This window comes from Rathayibacter sp. AY1A3 (assembly GCF_002930975.1).
Taxonomy (GTDB): Bacteria; Actinomycetota; Actinomycetes; order Actinomycetales; family Microbacteriaceae; genus Rathayibacter.
Genome location: NZ_PSTO01000001.1, coordinates 1 through 17,506 on the forward strand (window position 1 = coordinate 1; position 17,506 = coordinate 17,506).

Below are 17,506 nucleotides of genomic sequence, written 5' to 3' on the forward strand. Positions count from 1 at the left end.
CTCCCGCTCGCCCCCGCACCGACCGCCCCCGCCGGTCCCTCCTCCGCACCGCCCTGATCTGGACGACGACCGCTCTGCTGGCCGTCCTGGTCGCGGCGGCGCTCCTGTTCCACGCGTCCGGCGGACGCTGGTTCATCGTGCAGACGCCCTCCATGGGCACGGCCGCCCCGGTCGGCACCCTCGTCCTCACCGAGCCGACGGCCCTCGAGGACGTCCGGGTCGGCGACGCGGTCAGCTTCCACCCCACCACCACGCCCGACGAGACCTACACCCACCGGGTCGTCGAGATCGCCGACGACGGCACGCTCCGCACCCAGGGCGACATCAACGGAGCCGTCGATCCGTGGGCCACCGGCCAGGACCAGCTCATCGGAGTCGTCACCACGGCGCTGCCGGTGCTCGGCTGGCTCGTGCGCGGCCTGCCGCTGCTGATCATCGGCGCCGTCCTCGTGCAGCTGCTCACCCGCTTCATCGCCTCGCCCACCCAGCGGGCGTCGATGCGGATCCTCGGCCTCTCGCTCGTCGCGTCCGTCACCGTCTTCGTGCTCCGCCCGCTGGTCGGCATCGTCGTCCTCGAGGCCACGGTCGACAGCGGCACGACGAACGCCACGCTCGTCTCGACGGGCGTCCTCCCCATCCGCGTGAGCGCCGAGGGCGCCGACCCCGTCGACCTGGTCTCCGGACAGGTCGGCCGCCTGCAGATCCCGGCGCACGACGGAGACGCCTACGCCCTCTCCTCCGCTCTGCACCTGCCGTTCTGGGGCTGGGTCCTCTTCGTCCTGCTCTGCGCGATCCCGGTGCTCTACACGGTCTTCGTCGGCCTCCCCGGCGAGCCGGAGCGGACCGCCGAGCGCGGCCGCCGCGCCGCCCGCGAGGAGGAGACGGCATGAGCCGGCACCGCCTCTCCGCCGCCTCGCCGGCCGCGCGGCTGCGTACCCTCCTCGCCCGCCCGAGGTCTGTCGTCGCCGCCCTCGCCGCCGCCGCCCTGGCCGCCGTGCTGCTCACCGCCCCTGCCACCTCCGGCGCGTACACCGCCTCCATCCTGAACTCGACCAACACGGTCGGCAGCGCCGCCGCGTTCTTCACCTGCGACGGCGCCCTCGCCGCCGACCGCGGGGCCGCGCTCTTCGCCTACACGCTCGCGCAGCCGAGCGGATCGACGACCGCGCCCGACACGGACTCCGGCCAGTACCCGGGCACCTACCGCTCCACCAGCCTCTTCCCGACCGCGATGGTCAGCTCCGCCGCGACGCCCAAGGCCTGCCCGCGCGACGCGGGCGGCTCGTGGACGCCGAACGGCACCAACCAGTACCTGAGCACGCCGCTGGAGATCAGGAACCCCGGCACCTTCAGCACCGAGATCTGGTTCAAGACCACGAACGCCGGCGGCAAGCTCTTCAGCTTCAGCGCGGGCGCCACCGCTCCCGGCGGCCAGTACGACCGCCACACCTACATCGGTGCCGACGGCAAGCTCGTCTTCGGCGTCTACAACGGCGCCGCGCAGACCATCACGAGCACCCGAGCCGTCAACGACGGGCTCTGGCACCACGTCGTCTCCACGCTCTCGCCGACGGCGGGCATCGCGCTCTGGGTCGACGGCGTGAAGGTCGCCTCGAACAGCACGTACCGCACGGCCGAGAACACGACGGGCACCTGGAAGATCGGATACGACAGCCTGGGCGGCCAGTGGCCGAACGTCGGCTCCTCGTACTTCGGCGGGAGCCTGCGCTACGCCGCGGTGTACTCGACGGTCCTCACGCCGGAGCAGATCCAGACGCACTACGCGGCAGGACGCTGAGCGAACGGCCCGGTCGGCGGCGCCTCCGCAGCCCTAGGGTGAGCGGATGAGCACCCCCGCCCTCTCGCGCCGCGCCCGCTTCCACCAGCGGTTCCTCGTGGAGGAGCGCGTGATGGCCCCGGAGGCGCGCCGCGGCCTCGACCGGGCCGGCTTCGGCCTGATCGGCGTCGGCGTCGTCCTCTTCGCGGCCTTCACCGCGCAGGTCGCGAGCGGCACCGGCCTCACCGTCCTCGATCCGGTCGTCGCCGAGTGGTTCCGCGAGAAGCGCTCCGCCGAGGGCACGGTCGTGATGGACGCGCTCGCCACCGTCTTCGGGCCGGTCTACCTGCCGGTCATCATCCTGGCGGTGCTCGTGCTCTGGTTCGTCCTCGCCCGCCACCTCTGGCGGCCGATCCTCCTGGCCGGCGGCATGCTCGTCGGGATGCTCAGCGTGCAGCTGGCCGCTCACCTCGTGATGCGGATGCGCCCGCCGGTCGAGTACATGCTGCTCGGGCCCGACGGCACGTTCTCGTTCCCCTCCGGCCACGTCACCGGCGTGAGCGACTTCTTCCTGATCACCACGTTCCTCCTCGCCTCCCGCCGCTCCTCCCGGAGCTGGATGATCGGGGGCTTCGCGCTCTCGCTCGGGATGATCGCCGGCCAGATCGTCGCCCGGCTCTACCTCGGCTACCACTGGCTGACCGACACGCTCGCCTCGGTGTCGCTCGCCCTGATCGTGCTCGGCTCGGTGATCGTCATCGACACCCGCCGGACCGCGGTCGTGCGGGGCGACGCGGGCTGACCGGCGGGGCGGCTCCCTCTGCGGCGAGGAGCCGGCCGCGGGAGCAGGCCCTGTCGTCAGCCCCGGTCGGCCGGATCCTCCCCGGTGACGATCGGCACCGGCTCCGTCACGCCGATCGTGCTGACGATCGGGACGATCCCGGTGCGGGTGAACGGCTCCTCGGCGGCCGGCGCCGGCTCGTCGGGCAGCGGCGCGGGGTCGACCGCGGCCGGCGCCGACGGGTCGGACGCCGTGAGGCCGGATCCGCTGCCCGGCGCCGTGGCGTCCTGCGCGGTGTCCGCCTGCCCGGCCTCGGCGCCGTCGGGGTAGAGGACGTCGGCGGCGAGGGCCTGCTCGATCCCGCGGTCCCGGCGGGTCCGGGCGCGGACCGGCGCCACCGCCCGCACGATCGGGGTGCGCAGGCGGCGGTAGGCGATCCGGCCGAGCGTGACTCCGCCGGCGAGGCCCAGCGCGATCATGCCCGCCTGGAGCAGGAGCTCGATCCCGGCGCTCGGGCCGGCGTTCGAGGTGAGGCCGAGGACGCCGCGGTAGAGGGTGAGGCCGGGCAGGAGGGGGACGATCGCGCACGCGGTCGTCACCACGGCGGGCACCCGCATCCGCTCGGCCAGCATCTCGCCGAGCAGGCCGATCGCCAGCGCCGGGAGGGCGTTGGCCATGAGCGGCGCGAAGCCCGAGGTGGTCAGCGAGTCGGAGACGAGGAACGCGCCGGCTCCGGTGAGGGCGGCGATGAGCGCGGGCCGCGGCGGGGTGTGCGACGAGAGCGCCCAGGCGCCCGCCGCGACCCCGGCGCCGAGCACCTGCACGGCCGCCGGCCAGGGGCGGGCGTAGGAGTCGACCAGCACCAGCTCGACCCCGAGCGAGCGCGCGCCGTCGAGCACCACGGCGATGCCGACGACGATGCCCAGCGTCAGCAGCCCGACCTCGAGCAGCCGGCCGCCCGCGGTGATCGGGAACCCGTTGATCGCGTCGTCCGCCGCTCCCACGAACGAGAGCCCGGCGAGGAGCACGACCACCCCCGACGCGACGACGAGCGCGGGCGGCAGCACCGCCAGCTCCACGGGCAGCCGCGGCACGACCGCGAGCAGCACCACCGCCACTCCGGTCGCCAGCGCGGCGCCCGCGATCTGCTGGAAGAAGGCGGGCAGACCCCAGCGGGCGAGCAGCTGGTTGACCAGGTCGATCGCGGCGGCCGTCGCGGCGGCGAGGAGCACGACGAGGGGTCCGCCCCCGAGCAGGAGCGCGACGCCCGCGGCCATCAGCGCGAGCGTGAGGGTGACGACTCCGCGGCGGTAGCGGTGCGGCTGGACGAGGATCGCGTCGAGCCGGTCGTGCGCGGCCTCGAACTGGTGCCGGGCCTCCTCGCGGGCCTCGGCGGAGTCGACGGCGTCGGCGACCCGCACCTCCGGCGAGCCCTCGGTGATGGCGGTGACGAGCGCCGTCACGCGGGCGAGCCGTTCGTAGTCGGCGCTGCGGGAGGGGACGACGCGCAGCACGCTCACGCTGGGGGAGTCGTCGCCTCCGTCGTGCACGACCAGGATCGACGTGAAGGTGAGGTCGACCTGGCACTCGATGCCGTACGCGCGGCACACCCGCTGGATCGTCTCGGTCACCTCGGCGGCCGCGGACCCCAGCGAGAGCAGCGTCTCGCCCAGCCGCACGGCCAGCTCGAGCACCCCGCGGACCGTCTGCTCGGCGAGGAGCGCGCGCTGCGCTCGACGGCTCACCGGGGCCGCGGGCCGCTGCCCGCCGAGCTTGCCGACGACCTGCTGCAGAAGACGAGGAGAGCGCACCGTCCAGGGTAGGCACGCGGGGGCCGGTCCGGGGACGGGTTGCGGCGGCTTTCCCGCGGATGTCCGAGCAGCAGTCCTCAGAAGCAGGCGAGCACCCGGGTCGTCAGCCAGAGGGCGGCCTCGAGCTCGGTGTGCAGCTCCCGGCCGAGGGCGAGCCAGCGCTCCTCCGCCTCGGCGCTCCTCCAGCCCTCGAACACGTCGCATCCGGCGGCCCAGAGCTCCTGCCAGCGGAGCAGCGGTCCGTGCAGGGTCTCCGGGACGCCGATCGCACCCGGGTCGTCGATCGGGCCGTCGACCGCCCAGAGCGGATACTCCGCGCAGTGGTCCGGGTACAGGCGGAGGTCGGCGAGCCGCCCCTCCCGATCGGCCCGCGCGCGGGCGAGGGTGTCCTCCTCCGTCGCGAACGGCGGGACGATCCACTCGATCTGCGTGACGGGATCGACGACTCGGCGTTCCACGGCTCCTCCTCCGCTCCTCGATGCGCGCACGACGGTAGCAGGGCCGTTCCGCGCCGCATCGGAGGGGGCCTGCCTACACTGGCGAGCGACTGCGTCGGCGAACGGGCGGGCGGGGCGAGGGGTGGGAGCGCATGAGGGTTCACGAGCGTGCGGTGCGGCACGGGCGGCTCCGGCGGCGGTCCGGGGCGCGGTCAGTGGTGGTCGGGATCGCGGCGGTGGTCGGCGTCCTCGCCGTCAGCGCCACCTCGCTCGTGGCGATCGCGACGGTGAGCATCAGCCGGAACGTCGCCGACAACGCGGTCGACCTGGGCGTCGCTCCTCCCACCGCCGGGAACGTGCAGATGGGCGCGGTCGAGGGCGGCTTCGACGTCCTGGTGGTCGGCACCGACAACGACGCCACGCAGGGCGACTCCTTCGGCGTCCGCGACGACACGCTGAACGATGTGAACATCCTGCTCCACGTCTCGGCCGACCACCGCAGCGCGACGGTGATCAGCTTCCCGCGCGACCTGATCCTGGACCGTCCCGCCTGCACCGACCCCGAGACGGGCGTCGTCACCGAGGCCGCCGCCGGTGTCCCGCTCAACGCCGCGTTCCAGTACGGCGGGCTCGCCTGCGTCAACGACACCTTGCAGCAGTTCACCGGCCTGACGGTGCCCTACGCCGGCTGGGTGTCCTTCAACGGCGTCATCGAGATGAGCAACGCCGTCGGCGGCGTCCCGATCTGCCTCACCGGTCCGATCCTCGACACCGACTCGGGACTCGACCTGCCCGCCGGCACCTCCACCGTCTCCGGGTCGATGGCGCTCTCGTTCCTCCGCAGCCGCCACGGCGTCGGCGACCAGAGCGACCTCAGCCGCATCTCGTCGCAGCAGCAGTACCTGGCCTCGCTGATGCGCACCGTCCGCTCGGCCGACACCCTCTCGAACATCCCCGCCCTCTACGGACTCGCGCAGGCGACCTCGTCGAACGTGCACCTGTCGACGTCGCTCACGAGCCCGGCGACGATGATCTCGCTCGCCCTCGCACTGAAGGACGTCGACCTCTCGAAGATGGTGTTCGTGCAGTACCCGGCGCTCGACGACCCGGACTACCCGGGCAAGGTCGTGCCGAACGCCGAGGTCGGCGCCGAGCTCATGAACCGCGTCCTCAACGACCAGCCGGTGACCCTCGCATCCGACGCTCCGGCGGAGGAGGCGCCCGCGGCGGAGGCGCCCGCGGACGGCGGCGCGGCTCCGACGGATCCCGCTCCCGTCGCCGTCGACGCTCCGGGCCAGACCGCGGCGGAGGAGACCTGCGCGGTGCCGTCCGACTGACCCGACGGGTCTCGCGACGACGAAGGCGCCCGGGCGGTGTGCCCGGGCGCCTTCGTCGTGCGCGGTGCGCGGCCGTCTACGCGCGGCGGCGGCGGAGCACCGTCAGGGCGAGACCGCCGAGGATGCCGAAGGCGGCCAGGGCGAGCGGCGCGGTCGTCGAGACGCCGGTCGAGGCGAGGACAGGGCGGTGGCCGCCCGTCTGCGCAGCGGGTCCGGAGCCGGCCGGGTGCCCTGCGGGCCCGGCGCCGACAGGGTGCGCCATGACCGCGGCGACCGCGGCGGAGCAGTCGGCCTCTCCGGCGATCGGGTCCTCCTCCGTCAGCGTGTAGTCGTAGGAGGTGCTCGCCACGAGACCGCTCGACGTGCCGCGGGCGATGACGCAGTAGATCTCGCTCGCCGGGTCCTGCAGCGGGTACTCGCCGAGGGAGATCAGGCTCCAGCCCAGCGCGTCGACGCCGACCTCGAGGCTCGAGCCGCCGCCCGTGAGCGTCTGGCGCGCACCCGAGGTCGAGAAGACGCCGATCGACACGGTCTCGTCCGCGCCGAAGCCGAGGAGAGCGCCACCGCTGGTGGGCTGTCCGTCCGCCGGGGCGGGCTCGGGCGGAGCCCCCTGGGGCCAGATCCGGATCGCGGTGCGTGAGGGGACCTGCTCGAGCGACGACGTCACGGAGCGTCCGCTGGTCTCTCCCGTGGCGGTGACGGTGAAGGTGCCCAGCTGGTCCGCCATGGTGTCGGCGTCGAGCAGGACGAAGGTCTCGCCCGAGAGCGGGGTCGGCGCGGGGGGCACGAGGGCGGAGGTGCTGCCGTCGGGCGCGGTGAGCGTGACGGACACGTCCTCGCCGCGGTCGAATCCGCGGAACGAGGCGACGACGCCGTAGATCCGGAACTCTCCGACCTGGATGTCCGCACCGGCCGGGAGCACCCCGCCGTCCTCCCGGTTCTGGAAGACGACGCTCGTGTCGGGCTGCGTCACGGTCAGCTCGACGGCATCGGAGGCGACAGGGGCGCCCGAGGCGTCGAGTCCCTCCGCGACGACGGAGATCGTCTCGCCGGGGAGCGGGAGGTGGGGGTCCACCGCGACGCCGTCCGCGTCGGTGGGGAGCCAGTCCTGGAGGCGGAGCTCGCCGGAGGCGGTGATCACGCTGGTGGTGACGGCCTCCTCCGAGTCGCCGTCGCGGAGCACGACGACGGCGACGGTGCCGGGCTGGAAACCGGTCCCGGACACGTCCAGGCCGCCGGCCCAGCCCTCCGCCGACGGGATCGCGGAGAACGCCGAGCCCGCTTCGTAGGTGGTGCGGTCGAGGGCGATCGCCAGGGGCGACTGCGCGCTCTCGAGGGGCGCGATGGTCGGAGCCGGAGTGGGCGCCGGAATCGAGGCCGGCTGGGGCGTCGCCGTGGGCTCCGGAGTCGCGGTCGGCTCCGCGGTGGGAGTCGGCTCGGCCGGTGCAGGACTCGAGGCGGCGTCCGGGACGACCTCGGTGGCCAGAGCGACGGACGGGAACGCGAGCGCCCCCAGCAGTGCCGCAGTGGTGATGACGGTGACGCCGTGGCGTCGTCGCGCAGAGCGCACGATTCCTGCTTTCTCCGAGCCGCTGATCGCGGTCGGCTTCCCCATGAGCGGGGGACGCTCGCCCCCTGTCGCTGAGTGTGTCCTATGCGGAACCTCAGCCGGTGCCGGATCCTGCAACGATCCGATCACGCCGCGCGGCGCGAGGTGACGGTTCGGTCGCGGGCGCGCACGGCGACCCGGACAAGCCGGTGGGCGACGCTCCCCGGGGGGTCCTCAGACCGGCGGCACGACCAGCAGCACCACGCCGATCGCGGCGCTCATCGCGGCGACCACGCACCAGCGCTCCGCTCGGGTTCCCGCGGGTCCGCGCGTCCGCGCCACGGCGCCGAGACCGATCGCGAGCACGGCGATACCGACCTGCAGCGCCACGGTGGTGCGGATCAGCGTCCAGGCCTCGAAGGCGCTCGCTCCGGACGCTCCGGTGGCGAGCAGCGGTACTCCGCCGACGCCCGTCGGGATCAGCAGCAGGCCGGATCCGATCGCCAGCGCCGCGACCAGGTGGGCGAGCACGTCGTCCAGCGCGGTCCGTGGCGGCGCGCCGACCGGCCCGAGAGCGGCGGCGCCGGGCCTCATCGCGACAGTGCGGAGGTGCATGGGGTGAGCGTAGGCCCGGACCGCACCGGAGCGGACCCCCTGCGGAGGCCCCTGTCCGGTGGGCATTCCGGAGGAGGATCGGCGCTGGGCGCGCAGTCGACCGGCCCGGTCCTCCGGTCGCCCGTCGACGCCGTCCGAGCGATTCGCGACGCGGCCCCCGATGCTCGCGCCACGGGCTTCAGCCGGGCGGCGCGGGATGGGTACGGTCGTCGCGAGCCGGCCTCGCGGACGCGGAGGGCCCCGGACGAGGAAGCGAGGACACGGTGAGCAACGGCGTTCAGCAGCTCGTCGACGCGATGCTCGACAAGGTCGAGGCGGAGCAGCCCCACATCGACCACACGATCACGATGACGCCGGTCAACGCGCTCTTCCTCCCCGTCCACGCGAGGGAGCTGCCGGCCCGTGACGTGGACGGGCCGCTGCGCGGGCACATCTACCGGGACTGCCTCGTGTGGGAGCAGGAGTTCCTCGATCACGTCGTCATCGTGTCGCCGGTGGTCGGGCGGGTCCCCGAGGAGGCCTGGGTGCCGAGCTACTACGGGAACCTCCGCACCGGCGACATCGGACCGTTCCCACCGTTCGTCGACGACGACGAGTGAGCGGAGGCGCTCGAGCGTCCCCGTCGGCCCGGCCCGCGGTCCCGGTCGGCCTCGTCTCTCCCTGCACTCGGCACCGCCGTCTCGGGCAGGATCAGGGGATGCGCCTGCAGACCCTCACCACCGGATCCGGACCACGACACGTCGGGCTGGTGCACGGTCTCGGCGGGTCGGCGGCGACCTGGGGGCCGCTCGTCGAGCGGCTCGTCGCGACCGGCCGTTACACCGTCACCGCCGTCGATCTGCGCGGGCACGGCGAGAGCCCGCGGGCCGAGTCGTACCGGATCGACGACATGGCCGCCGATCTGGTCGAGTCGCTGCCGGCGGGACTCGACAGCGTGGTCGGCCACTCGCTCGGCGGCGCGGTGCTGCAGCGTGCCGTCGCCGGACTCGCGCCCGGCCGGGCCGTCTACCTCGATCCCGGGTTCGCCCTGTCGCTCCCCACGAGCGGCCTGCGCGGACGGCTGTTCTGGGCGGCACCGCTGCTGTCGCTCGGCGTCGCCCAGCTCGGGCAGGCGCGGGCGAGCGCCGCGGTCCGCGCCGCCTACAGCCCCCAGACCCGCGCGCTCCTCGACGACGCGAAGAAGCGGTTCGACTCTCGGATGGCTGTCGGCGTGTTCCGGGACGTCGCCTTCCACCCGGTCCCGGTCGAGGCGCCGGCGGTCCCGTCGACGATCGTGCTCTCCGACCAGTCGCCGGCGGTGCTGCCCGACGCCCTGGCCGCGCGGCTCGAGCAGCGGGGCTGGCAGGTGCGCCGGATCGAGGGGGTGCACCACGACATGCAGCTCGAAGATCCGGACCGGACGTTCGCCGCGATCGCGGACGTGCTCTAGCCGAGGCCCGGGGAGCGGACGATCCCCCGGGACATCCGGGCCCCGACGACCACGGAGGCTGGCGCCCCGGGCGGACGCTCCGGCCGCAGTCGTCGCATCAGGAGGAGCGGGCGACGACTTCCGCCCGGCCGCGCTCAGCCGATGGTCTCTCCGATGCCGCCGGCCTCGGCGAGCCGGAGCAGGACCCGGCCGATCCGCTGGAGCGACTCGCGGGTCTCGTCGCCGTAGCTGTAGGCCATCGCCGCTCCCTCGGCGGCGCGGCGGACCACGGTCATGCGGTCGTGATCCATCCCGTCGGCGAGCAGCTCGCGGTTCCACCGGTCGTTGTCGGCGCTGAGTACTCCGGTGAACGACGGGTCCTGGGCGAGAGCGTTCCATGCGGGCGAGGACGAGAACGCCGCCATCGCCTCCTCGCTCCCGCCGCACAGCGCACGGACGTAGGCGCGCAGCAGCTTGCCCGGGCGGTTCTCGGCGAGGTCGACGTGACGGAGGACCTGCTGCCGGAACGTCGTGGCCGCATCCTCTCCCACCGCCGCGAGCAGTCCCTCCCGGGAGGAGAAGTGGTGCAGCAGGCCGCTCTTGGAGACGCCGGCGGCGGCGGCGATGTCCGCAAGGGAGGCGCCGGAGCCGCGGTCGCCGACCAGCGCGACCGCCGCATCGAGGATCGCGCGCCGCGTCCGCTCGGTGTTGCGTCCTGCCGGAGTGGTGGTCATGCCGGTCCGCCTTCCTCGCCTCTCGACCACACTAGACGCCCCAGGCGCTTTCCCAGACCATCTGTCTTGTTCTACCGACCACATGGTCGGTAATTTCTGCTGGTGCTCATCACTCCCTCCTCCTCCTCCCCGGGTGCGCGCGCCGGTCTCCGTGAGCGGCTCGCCCTCGCCGTCCTCACCCTCGCGGTGGTGCTGCTCGCCGTGGACGGCACGGTGCTCGCCCTCGCCGTCCCCGCGCTGACCGCCGACCTCGCTCCGACCGCCACCCAGCTGCTGTGGATCGGCGACGTCTACTCCTTCGCCCTCGCCGGCCTGCTGGTCACGATGGGCAACCTCGCCGATCGCATCGGCCGCAAGCGCCTGCTCCTGATCGGTGCCGTCGGCTTCGGCGCCGCATCCGTCCTCGCCGCGTTCGCGCCCACCGCCGAGACGCTGATCCTCGCCCGCGTCCTCCTCGGCATCAGCGGGGCGACGATCATGCCCTCCACGCTCTCCATCGTCCGCAACCTCTTCACGGATCCCGCCCAGCGCACGCGGGCGATCGCGGTCTGGTCGGCCGGAGCCACCGGAGGCGCGGCCATCGGGCCGCTCGTGGGCGGCGCGCTGCTCGAGCACTTCCCCTGGGGGTCGGTGTTCCTCATCAACGTGCCCGTCATGGTCGTCCTCGTCGTCGCCGGCGCCTTCCTCATCCCCGAGTCCCGCAACCCCGACGCCGGACCGCTGGACCTGTGGAGCGCCGTCCTCTCGATGGCCGGCGTCGTCCCGATCGTCTACGCCGTGAAGGCGCTCGCCTCCGAGGGCGTCACCGTCCCCGCGGCGGCCGCGGCGGCCCTGGGCGTCGTGTCCCTGGTCGCGTTCGTCCGCCGTCAGCGACGCCTCGCGCACCCGATGATCGACGTCACCCTGTTCCGCAACCCGGCCTTCTCCGGCGCGGTCGCCGCGAACACCCTCGCGATCTTCGCGTTCATCGGGACGCTGTTCTTCTTCTCCCAGTACCTCCAGCTCGTGCGCGGCCTCAGCCCCCTGCAGGCCGGACTCGTCGAGCTCCCCGCCACGCTCGCCTCCCTGGTCGTGATCCTCGTCGTCGGCATCGTCGTCGGCCGCCTCGGCCGCGGCCCGAGCATCGCCGTCGGCCTGGCCGCCGCCTCGATCGGCATGGTCCTGGTCGCCGTCGCCGAGGGAGCCCCCGATCTCCTCTGGCTGATCCTCGCGCTGGCCGTGCTCTCGTTCGGCGCCACCATCGCGATGACCGTCTCCACCGACGTGATCATGTCCGCGGTCCCCCGCCAGCGGGCCGGAGCGGCCTCCGCCGTGTCCGAGACCGCCTACGAGCTCGGCGTCGCCCTGGGCATCGCGCTCCTCGGCTCCCTGCACACCCTCGTCTACCGCTCCGCTCTCGTCATCCCGCCGGGAACCGACGGCGGGACGGCGGCCGCCGCCCGCGACTCCCTCGCCGCGGCCCGCCCCTCGGCCGAGGCCGATCTGCTCGAGAGCGCCCAGCACGCGTTCACGACCGGCATGCAGGTCACCTCCCTCCTCGCCGCGGCGCTGATCGCGATCGCCTCGATCGTCGCCTGGCGCCTCATCCCGACCGGCCGCGACGGCACCGCCCGCGACGAGGCGCCCGTCGCCGCCGACGCCACCACCCGGTGACCGCCTGACGCGGACGACCACGCACCGAGCCTGGACGTCCGCACCATCGCGGTCCGCGACGCGCACGCACTCCCTCACCCTCGACTCCGGCGGCACCCCCGCCGCGGTCCTCACAGAAGCAGCAGGCACTCGATGACCACCCCGCCCACCGCCCTCCTCCGCGGCAACGCGCTCGACCTGCTCGACGGTCTCCGCGAGCACCTCGGCTCCGGCGACACCGGGGACGCACCCGCACTCGTCTGGGCGCTCCGGCTCACGCCCACCGGCGACCTCGACGACCACCGCGCCCTCGAGGACCGGTTCGACGAGGACCTCGCACTCCTCGCCCCTCGGGGCGTGGTGGTCGTCGTGATGGAGACGACCGGCGCGTGGCACGCGTCCGCGCGGTCCGTCCTCGACGACACGTGCGACTACATAGCCGAGAGAGCGCGCACCACCTACGGCATCGAGGCCTCCGTCGTCGGGATCGGCGGAGCGGACCTCGATCCCGGCCGCCTCGCGACGGCGGTCAGCGACTACCTCCGCCGGCCCGTCCTCATCGGCGAGACCGTCGCCCTCGACATCAGCGACCTCGGAGCGGGCGGCATCCGCAGCGCCGTCCACGCCGCGCTGCTCTGATCGGGCGGGGCGGCACCCCGGCGGTGATCCGACCGGGTCCTGCGATCGTCCTCGGAGCGGGCCGCAACAGGACGGCGTCCTGCGCCCACTGCGCCCGGGCCGCGACGCGAGCGTGCACCGCCCGCACCGCCGTTCTCACGCCCCGACCCCGCCCCCGGCCGTGAGGTGCAGGTGGGGCCGGGTCTCGACGTCGAGGAGCAGCTGCCGGTCGTGGGCGGAGAGGAGCAGCTGCCGGTCGTGGGCGGAGAGGACGACCGCCGCTCCAGTGGCGCCGGGAGCACGCAGGAGCCGAACCGTGCTCACGGGGCGAGAGCGGAACGGATCCGGTCCCGCAGCGCCTCGTCGGACCACCCGTCCTGCCGGTCGGAGACCAGCGCGTCGATCCGCACGAGCACCTCGCGCACCTCCGGCGCCTCGTCGGTCCACCGCAGGTGCTCGATCCCCGCCCGCTCGCCCTGCTCGTCCCGTGGTCGCCTCGGGTCGCTCGGCCCGCCGCGGGTGCCCTTGTGCGGCTCCTCGATGATCGTGACGTCCGTGACCACCGCGGTGTCCGTCATCAGCAGATCGAGCGACGTCACGAACAGTCGCGCGATCTCGTCGCTGCTGACGTCGGCGCGGGGCACATCCACCCGGAAGCGGCGAGCGGACAGCCCGCCTCCGTTGGAGAAGGCGATCTCGGCGTCGAAGACCGCTCTGTGCTCGGTCGTCCTGACCTCGGGGTCGTCCATCGCCACAGCGTAGACGCGGCGGATCCGACGTTCGAGGTCGTTGGACACCGTCTCCGTCGAGGCGGCGGGCACCACGCCACGGGGTCCTCGGGCCCCGCCGTCCTCCTGCGCCCGCCGTCAGCGGACGGTCGTTGCGGCGGTGTCGGTGTTGCTGCGGATCGACGGGTCCGGCGTCCTGACCGAGAACGCGGCGGCGAAGGCGGTCGCGGTGCCGGTGCCGGTGGCCGTGACGGTGATCCTCTCGGTGACGGTCCGCCCGTTCGCGAGACTCGAGCGCGGGAAGATCACGATGCTCCCGATGCGGCTGTACGAGCCCGTGGCGGAGACGAACTGCACCGTCGGGGGGAGGACCACCTTCGAGAAGACGGACGTCGACGCGGAGGGTCCGGCGTTCCTCGTGATGAGCGTGTACGTGAACGTCCTCCCCTTCGCGGCCGTGGTCGGAGCGGAGACGTCGACGCGCAGGTCGGCCCTCGTGGTCGCCTTCTGCGGAGAGACGGTCAGCGTGCTCGCCGCCTCGACGGTGCCCGCCGGGTTCACCGCGCGGAGGGTGAAGCCGTACGTCCCCGCGGTGGTCGGGGTGCCGGTGAGGCGGCCTGAGCCGTCGAGGGCGAGTCCGGGAGGCAGAGTGCCCGACGCGACGGTGACGACCGGCGCCGGGGATCCGGTCGCCGTGTACGTGAAGTCGTAGGCGGAGCCGACCACGCCGGCCGCGGCCGTCCCCGAGAGGGTCGGAGCGGTCACCGCCGGTCCGACGGTGAGGGTGTGGGGCGCGCCGGTGGTGGTGCCGAAGGTGGTGCGGGCGGTCACGGTGAAGGAGGACGCCCCCTCGACGGTCGGGGTGCCGGAGAGGACGCCCGCGGAGGTGAGGGTCAGGCCGGCCGGGAGGGACCCGGACGCGAGCTCGAACGTCGACGCGCCGCCGGTGGCGAAGGTGTAGGAGAAGGGCGTTCCGAGAGGCGCCGTCGCCGGAGGGGCGTCGGCCGTGAAGACGGGCCGAGCGCCGAGGGCGAGGCTGTGGAAGCTGCCGCCGGACACGGCGGTGGCGCCGGTGAGTCCCGCCGGCACGGAGGCCTCGCCGAAGCCGTCGTAGCCCCAGGCGGTGACGGTGCCGTCGCGGCGCACAGCGAGGCTGTGGTACCCGCCGGCGGCGACGGCGGTGACGTCCGCGAGGCCGTCGGGGACGTCGGACTGGCCGTCGCTGTCGCTGCCCCAGGCGACGACGGTCCCGTCCGAGCGCAGCGCGAGGCTGTGGGAGGCTCCGGCGGAGACGGCGGTGACGCCGGTGAGTCCCGCGGGCACGTCGGTCTGCCCGAAGGCGTCGTCTCCCCATGCGGTGACGGTGCCGTCGCGGTGCAGCGCGAGGTCGTGGAAGCGGCCGGCGGCGATGGCGACGACTCCGCTGAGCCCGTCCGGAACGGTCGCCTGTCCGGAGAAGTCGTATCCCCAGGCGGTGACGGTCCCGTCCCCGTGCAGGGCGAGGTTGTGGTAGCCGCCGGCGGCGATGGCGGTGACGTCGGCGAGCCCATCCGGCACCGTGGCCTGCCCGTCGCCGTCGTCGCCCCAGGCGGTGACGGTCCCGTCCCTCCGCAGGGCGAGGCTGTGGTTCACGCCGGCGTCGACGGCGACGACGTCGTCCAGACCGGTCGGCACGGTGGCCTGCCCGCTGCTGTCCTCGCCCCAGGCGGCGACGGTGCCGTCGCTGCGCAGGGCGAGGCTGTGGGAGCCGCCCGCGGCGATCGCCGTCGCGTCGGTGAGCCCAGCCGGCGCAGCGACCTGACCGCTGGAGTCGTCACCCCAGCCGACGACACCGGTCGCAGCGGGAGCCGCGGCGACCGCGGACAGGGGAGCCGTGGTCCCGAGGAGGAGCGCGACGGTCGCCGTCAGCGCGAGCAGGCCGAGCGCCGGCCGGGGCCTCGTCCTCCGCTCAGGGGTCGAGCGGGCCGTGCCGGCGTCCGGGTCGGTCGGGCGGGAGGCGGAGGGAGAGCGCATGCTGGAGCCTTCGATCGGGTCGACCGTGGGCGGCCGTCTCCGAACAGTGGCACCCGGTCCCACCGCCGACAACAGCCTCTAGCGGACATGTCCGCAACAGGGCAGGGGCCGGTTCGCGGAGGACGCGGTGGCCTCGTCTCGTCCCCCGCGGAGCATCCCCCACCGGCGCCGGGGCCGGTCCCGACGGATCGCGCGCAAGCGTCTCGCGCGGACCGATCGCGGCGAGACGTTCTCCTCCCGGCCACCCGTGCCGGACGCCCGGCCCCTACCGTGGCCGCATGACAGCAGCGGAGTCAGGACGTCCCGGAGCCCGAGAGCGCAGCTCGAGCCGGATCCTCGCGGCCGGCGCTCTGATGCTCGCCTCGGCCGGGCTGCAGCAGCTCGCCGCCGTTCAGCGCTGGGCCGTCGCCGGGCCGATCCTGGGCGAGCAGGCGATCGAGGACCACCGGTACGACTACTCGTGGCCCTCCGATCCGTGGGAGAACGTCGGATCGGCAGGGCAGCTGCTCGGGATCGGGCACCTCCTCGTCGCTCTCGCCGTCCTCGCTGCGGTCGGTCCGGGACGGCGGCGCCCGGTCGCGGTGATGCGGACCGTGGTCGCCGCGGCGTTCGGCTGCCTCGGCCTGCACGCGGTCCTGTCCGGGATCCTCGGAGCACCGACGATCCTGCAGGCGATGCTCCCGGCGGTCCTGCTGGGACTGGTCGCGCCCACCGCTCTTCTCGCGCTCGCGGTCCTCGTGGCGAGGACGTCGCCCCTCCGCGCCGTGTCCTTCGTCCTCCTGATCGGATCGACGCTGCCCGGCTACCTCGTCGCGACGTTCGCGATCGCTCCCGCGCTCGTCGGCTCCCAGTCGTACGACACCACGCCCTGGACGGAGTCGGTGGTCGCCGCCGCCGTGGCGCTCGCCGGGGCGGCGCTGCTGCTCGAAGCGCTGATCCGCTCGATCGCGCAGCGCGCGGCGGCCGTGCCGCATCGCGACCGGTCGCCGGGAGCCGCGGCCTCCTGAAGGCGGGCTCACCGGCCCGCCATGTCGGCAGCGCCCGGACACGAGAAAAGGCCGCCCCGGAGGACGGCCCTTCCCGCGACTCCGTCGGCCCTGCGCTCCTCGGCAGGAGCGCGGTCGCCGGGGTCGGGTCAGCGCTGGACGAGCGGAACGGCGATGTCCGTGACGTTCGCCCCGATGGCGCCGAGCGGAGTCGCCGTGCCGTTCAGCAGTCCGATCTCGTAGAGCGACCCGTTGACGGCGGCGAGGCCGACCGAGCCGATGGAGCTGCCGTTGCGGAGGACGGAGTAGATGTCGAAGCCGGTCGCACCCACTGCGTCGAGGCCGAGCTTCCCGGTCGGCGCCAGGGTGCCGGCGTTGGCCGGGGACTGGATGGCGATCTGGTCGAGGGCCGTGTCGAGGACGAACAGGGTGGTCGCGCTGTTCGCGTCGAGGTCGTTGTTCGTGTACGCGGCCCCGGCGACACCGGTGGCCACGGCGGGCGCGGCGTAGCTGAGCGTGCCGTCGGCGACCGTCGCGGCGCCCGCGGTGGCGAACGGCTGACGGAGGTTCTGGCCCGTGTCGCTGACCACTCGGAGCGCGTTGGCGGCGGGGTTGAAGTCGACGCCGAAGGAGGTGCCGCTCAGCGCCACGGTGAGACGGGTCACCTGGGTGGCCGCACCGGTGGACGGGTTGATGGAGTAGACGCCGGCGCTCGCCGCGTTGTCGCCGACGCCGTAGAGGGCGCCGTCCTGGACCCGGTAGTCGATGCCGATGAGCGCGGTGTCGCCGCCGGTGAGGCCGGTGACGGCGACGCGGTTGGTGACCTTGCCGGGCTTGGTCGGGTTGAACTGCACGAGCTTCGTGCCGCCGTCGGAGAGTCCGACGACCCGCAGCTTCGCCGCCACGGAGCGGACCGCGTTGATCAGGTTCCTGTCCGACGCGCTGCTGGAGTCGCTGGTCGCCGCGGCGGGAGCGACGCTGCTCGCACCGGCGAGCACGGGTGCCACCGCCATCACGCCCGCGACGGCGACAGCTGCGATACCGACTCTGATGTTCCTGGTCATCGTGCACTCCTCGAGA

General features: G+C 74.0%; 18 protein-coding genes. 9 read left to right on the forward strand and 9 right to left on the reverse strand.

Translation table 11 applies throughout. The annotated features are described in order from the left end of the window. The 3 genes from C5C10_RS17635 to C5C10_RS00015 all read left to right on the forward strand — a co-directional run. A partial coding sequence (locus C5C10_RS17635) for a S26 family signal peptidase (protein ID WP_104328156.1) occupies positions 1–890 on the forward strand: 890 nt, incomplete at its 5' end. After that, on the forward strand, positions 887–1,798 hold the full coding sequence (locus C5C10_RS00010) for a LamG domain-containing protein (protein ID WP_104247132.1): 912 nt from the start codon (positions 887–889) through the stop codon (positions 1,796–1,798). The genes C5C10_RS17635 and C5C10_RS00010, both read left to right, overlap by 4 nt. Positions 1,799–1,844: 46 nt before the next feature. Next, complete coding sequence (locus C5C10_RS00015; RefSeq protein WP_104260750.1) at positions 1,845–2,579, forward strand: phosphatase PAP2 family protein; 735 nt, start codon at positions 1,845–1,847, stop codon at positions 2,577–2,579. Between the two features lie 56 nt (positions 2,580–2,635). Here the strand turns inward: C5C10_RS00015 and C5C10_RS00020 are convergent, their stop codons facing one another. Further along, the gene (locus C5C10_RS00020; RefSeq protein ID WP_181073337.1) at positions 2,636–4,369 is read right to left on the reverse strand and encodes a threonine/serine exporter ThrE family protein; all 1,734 of its coding nucleotides are present in this window, start codon (positions 4,367–4,369) and stop codon (positions 2,636–2,638) included. Between the two features lie 77 nt (positions 4,370–4,446). Then, a complete protein-coding gene (locus C5C10_RS17640; RefSeq protein WP_181073338.1) occupies positions 4,447–4,827 on the reverse strand; it encodes a hypothetical protein in 381 nt (126 codons plus the stop codon). Between the two features lie 194 nt (positions 4,828–5,021). Here C5C10_RS17640 and C5C10_RS00025 point away from each other — a divergent pair, with 194 nt between their 5' ends. Next, positions 5,022–6,143 (forward strand): LCP family protein, encoded by a 1,122-nt coding sequence (locus tag C5C10_RS00025; protein WP_181073339.1) that lies wholly within the window; start codon positions 5,022–5,024, stop codon positions 6,141–6,143. 76 nt (positions 6,144–6,219) lie between these two features. On the opposite strand, the gene C5C10_RS00030 is transcribed toward C5C10_RS00025, so the two are convergent. Together C5C10_RS00030 and C5C10_RS00035 are read right to left on the reverse strand one after the other, a co-directional pair. Beyond that, on the reverse strand, positions 6,220–7,713 hold the full coding sequence (locus tag C5C10_RS00030) for an LPXTG cell wall anchor domain-containing protein (protein ID WP_146082070.1): 1,494 nt from the start codon (positions 7,711–7,713) through the stop codon (positions 6,220–6,222). 213 nt (positions 7,714–7,926) lie between these two features. Continuing rightward, on the reverse strand, positions 7,927–8,307 hold the full coding sequence (locus C5C10_RS00035; protein ID WP_146082071.1) for a hypothetical protein: 381 nt from the start codon (positions 8,305–8,307) through the stop codon (positions 7,927–7,929). 263 nt (positions 8,308–8,570) lie between these two features. Between C5C10_RS00035 and C5C10_RS00040 the strand changes: the two genes are divergently transcribed. Both C5C10_RS00040 and C5C10_RS00045 read left to right on the forward strand, forming a co-directional pair. After that, entirely contained in the window at positions 8,571–8,906 is a 336-nt protein-coding gene (locus tag C5C10_RS00040) for a hypothetical protein (protein ID WP_104255926.1), read from the forward strand. A gap of 98 nt (positions 8,907–9,004) precedes the next feature. Then, on the forward strand, positions 9,005–9,736 hold the full coding sequence (locus C5C10_RS00045; protein ID WP_104328161.1) for an alpha/beta fold hydrolase: 732 nt from the start codon (positions 9,005–9,007) through the stop codon (positions 9,734–9,736). A 134-nt stretch (positions 9,737–9,870) separates the two neighbouring features. Here C5C10_RS00045 and C5C10_RS00050 read toward each other — a convergent pair whose 3' ends face one another. Beyond that, the gene (locus tag C5C10_RS00050; RefSeq protein WP_181073340.1) at positions 9,871–10,449 is read right to left on the reverse strand and encodes a TetR/AcrR family transcriptional regulator; all 579 of its coding nucleotides are present in this window, start codon (positions 10,447–10,449) and stop codon (positions 9,871–9,873) included. A gap of 102 nt (positions 10,450–10,551) precedes the next feature. Here C5C10_RS00050 and C5C10_RS00055 point away from each other — a divergent pair, with 102 nt between their 5' ends. Next, the gene (locus C5C10_RS00055; protein ID WP_219813217.1) at positions 10,552–12,102 is read left to right on the forward strand and encodes an MFS transporter; all 1,551 of its coding nucleotides are present in this window, start codon (positions 10,552–10,554) and stop codon (positions 12,100–12,102) included. A 132-nt stretch (positions 12,103–12,234) separates the two neighbouring features. After that, a complete protein-coding gene (locus tag C5C10_RS00060; RefSeq protein WP_104328164.1) occupies positions 12,235–12,720 on the forward strand; it encodes a hypothetical protein in 486 nt (161 codons plus the stop codon). Between the two features lie 135 nt (positions 12,721–12,855). Here C5C10_RS00060 and C5C10_RS17645 read toward each other — a convergent pair whose 3' ends face one another. The 3 genes from C5C10_RS17645 to C5C10_RS00070 form a co-directional block, all read right to left on the reverse strand. After that, positions 12,856–13,023, reverse strand: coding sequence for a hypothetical protein (locus C5C10_RS17645; RefSeq protein WP_181073341.1), 168 nt, complete (start codon positions 13,021–13,023; stop codon positions 12,856–12,858). Then, positions 13,020–13,448 carry a hypothetical protein gene (locus tag C5C10_RS17650; RefSeq protein WP_181073342.1) on the reverse strand — a complete coding sequence of 143 codons (429 nt, stop codon included), beginning with the start codon at positions 13,446–13,448 and terminating at the stop codon, positions 13,020–13,022. The genes C5C10_RS17645 and C5C10_RS17650 overlap by 4 nt, the downstream gene beginning before the upstream one ends. A gap of 117 nt (positions 13,449–13,565) precedes the next feature. After that, a complete protein-coding gene (locus tag C5C10_RS00070; protein ID WP_104328165.1) occupies positions 13,566–15,440 on the reverse strand; it encodes a putative Ig domain-containing protein in 1,875 nt (624 codons plus the stop codon). Positions 15,441–15,718: 278 nt separating this feature from the next. Between C5C10_RS00070 and C5C10_RS00075 the strand changes: the two genes are divergently transcribed. Continuing rightward, positions 15,719–16,447, forward strand: coding sequence for a hypothetical protein (locus C5C10_RS00075; RefSeq protein WP_146082072.1), 729 nt, complete (start codon positions 15,719–15,721; stop codon positions 16,445–16,447). A gap of 128 nt (positions 16,448–16,575) precedes the next feature. Here C5C10_RS00075 and C5C10_RS00080 read toward each other — a convergent pair whose 3' ends face one another. Beyond that, positions 16,576–17,490: a DUF4394 domain-containing protein gene (locus C5C10_RS00080; protein WP_208543578.1), complete on the reverse strand. Its 915-nt coding sequence runs from the start codon at positions 17,488–17,490 to the stop codon at positions 16,576–16,578. Between the last annotated feature and the right edge of the window lie 16 nt (positions 17,491–17,506).

Coding starts and splice junctions, on each gene's coding strand:
- C5C10_RS00070 (WP_104328165.1), bottom strand. CDS start 15,440: ATGCGCTCTCCCTCCGCCTCCCGCCCGACCGACCCGGACGCCGGCACG.
- C5C10_RS00035 (WP_146082071.1), bottom strand. CDS start 8,307: ATGCACCTCCGCACTGTCGCGATGAGGCCCGGCGCCGCCGCTCTCGGG.
- C5C10_RS00060 (WP_104328164.1), top strand. CDS start 12,235: ATGACCACCCCGCCCACCGCCCTCCTCCGCGGCAACGCGCTCGACCTG.
- C5C10_RS00010 (WP_104247132.1), top strand. CDS start 887: ATGAGCCGGCACCGCCTCTCCGCCGCCTCGCCGGCCGCGCGGCTGCGT.
- C5C10_RS00050 (WP_181073340.1), bottom strand. CDS start 10,449: ATGACCACCACTCCGGCAGGACGCAACACCGAGCGGACGCGGCGCGCG.
- C5C10_RS00015 (WP_104260750.1), top strand. CDS start 1,845: ATGAGCACCCCCGCCCTCTCGCGCCGCGCCCGCTTCCACCAGCGGTTC.
- C5C10_RS00045 (WP_104328161.1), top strand. CDS start 9,005: ATGCGCCTGCAGACCCTCACCACCGGATCCGGACCACGACACGTCGGG.
- C5C10_RS00080 (WP_208543578.1), bottom strand. CDS start 17,490: ATGACCAGGAACATCAGAGTCGGTATCGCAGCTGTCGCCGTCGCGGGC.
- C5C10_RS00075 (WP_146082072.1), top strand. CDS start 15,719: ATGACAGCAGCGGAGTCAGGACGTCCCGGAGCCCGAGAGCGCAGCTCG.
- C5C10_RS17650 (WP_181073342.1), bottom strand. CDS start 13,448: ATGGACGACCCCGAGGTCAGGACGACCGAGCACAGAGCGGTCTTCGAC.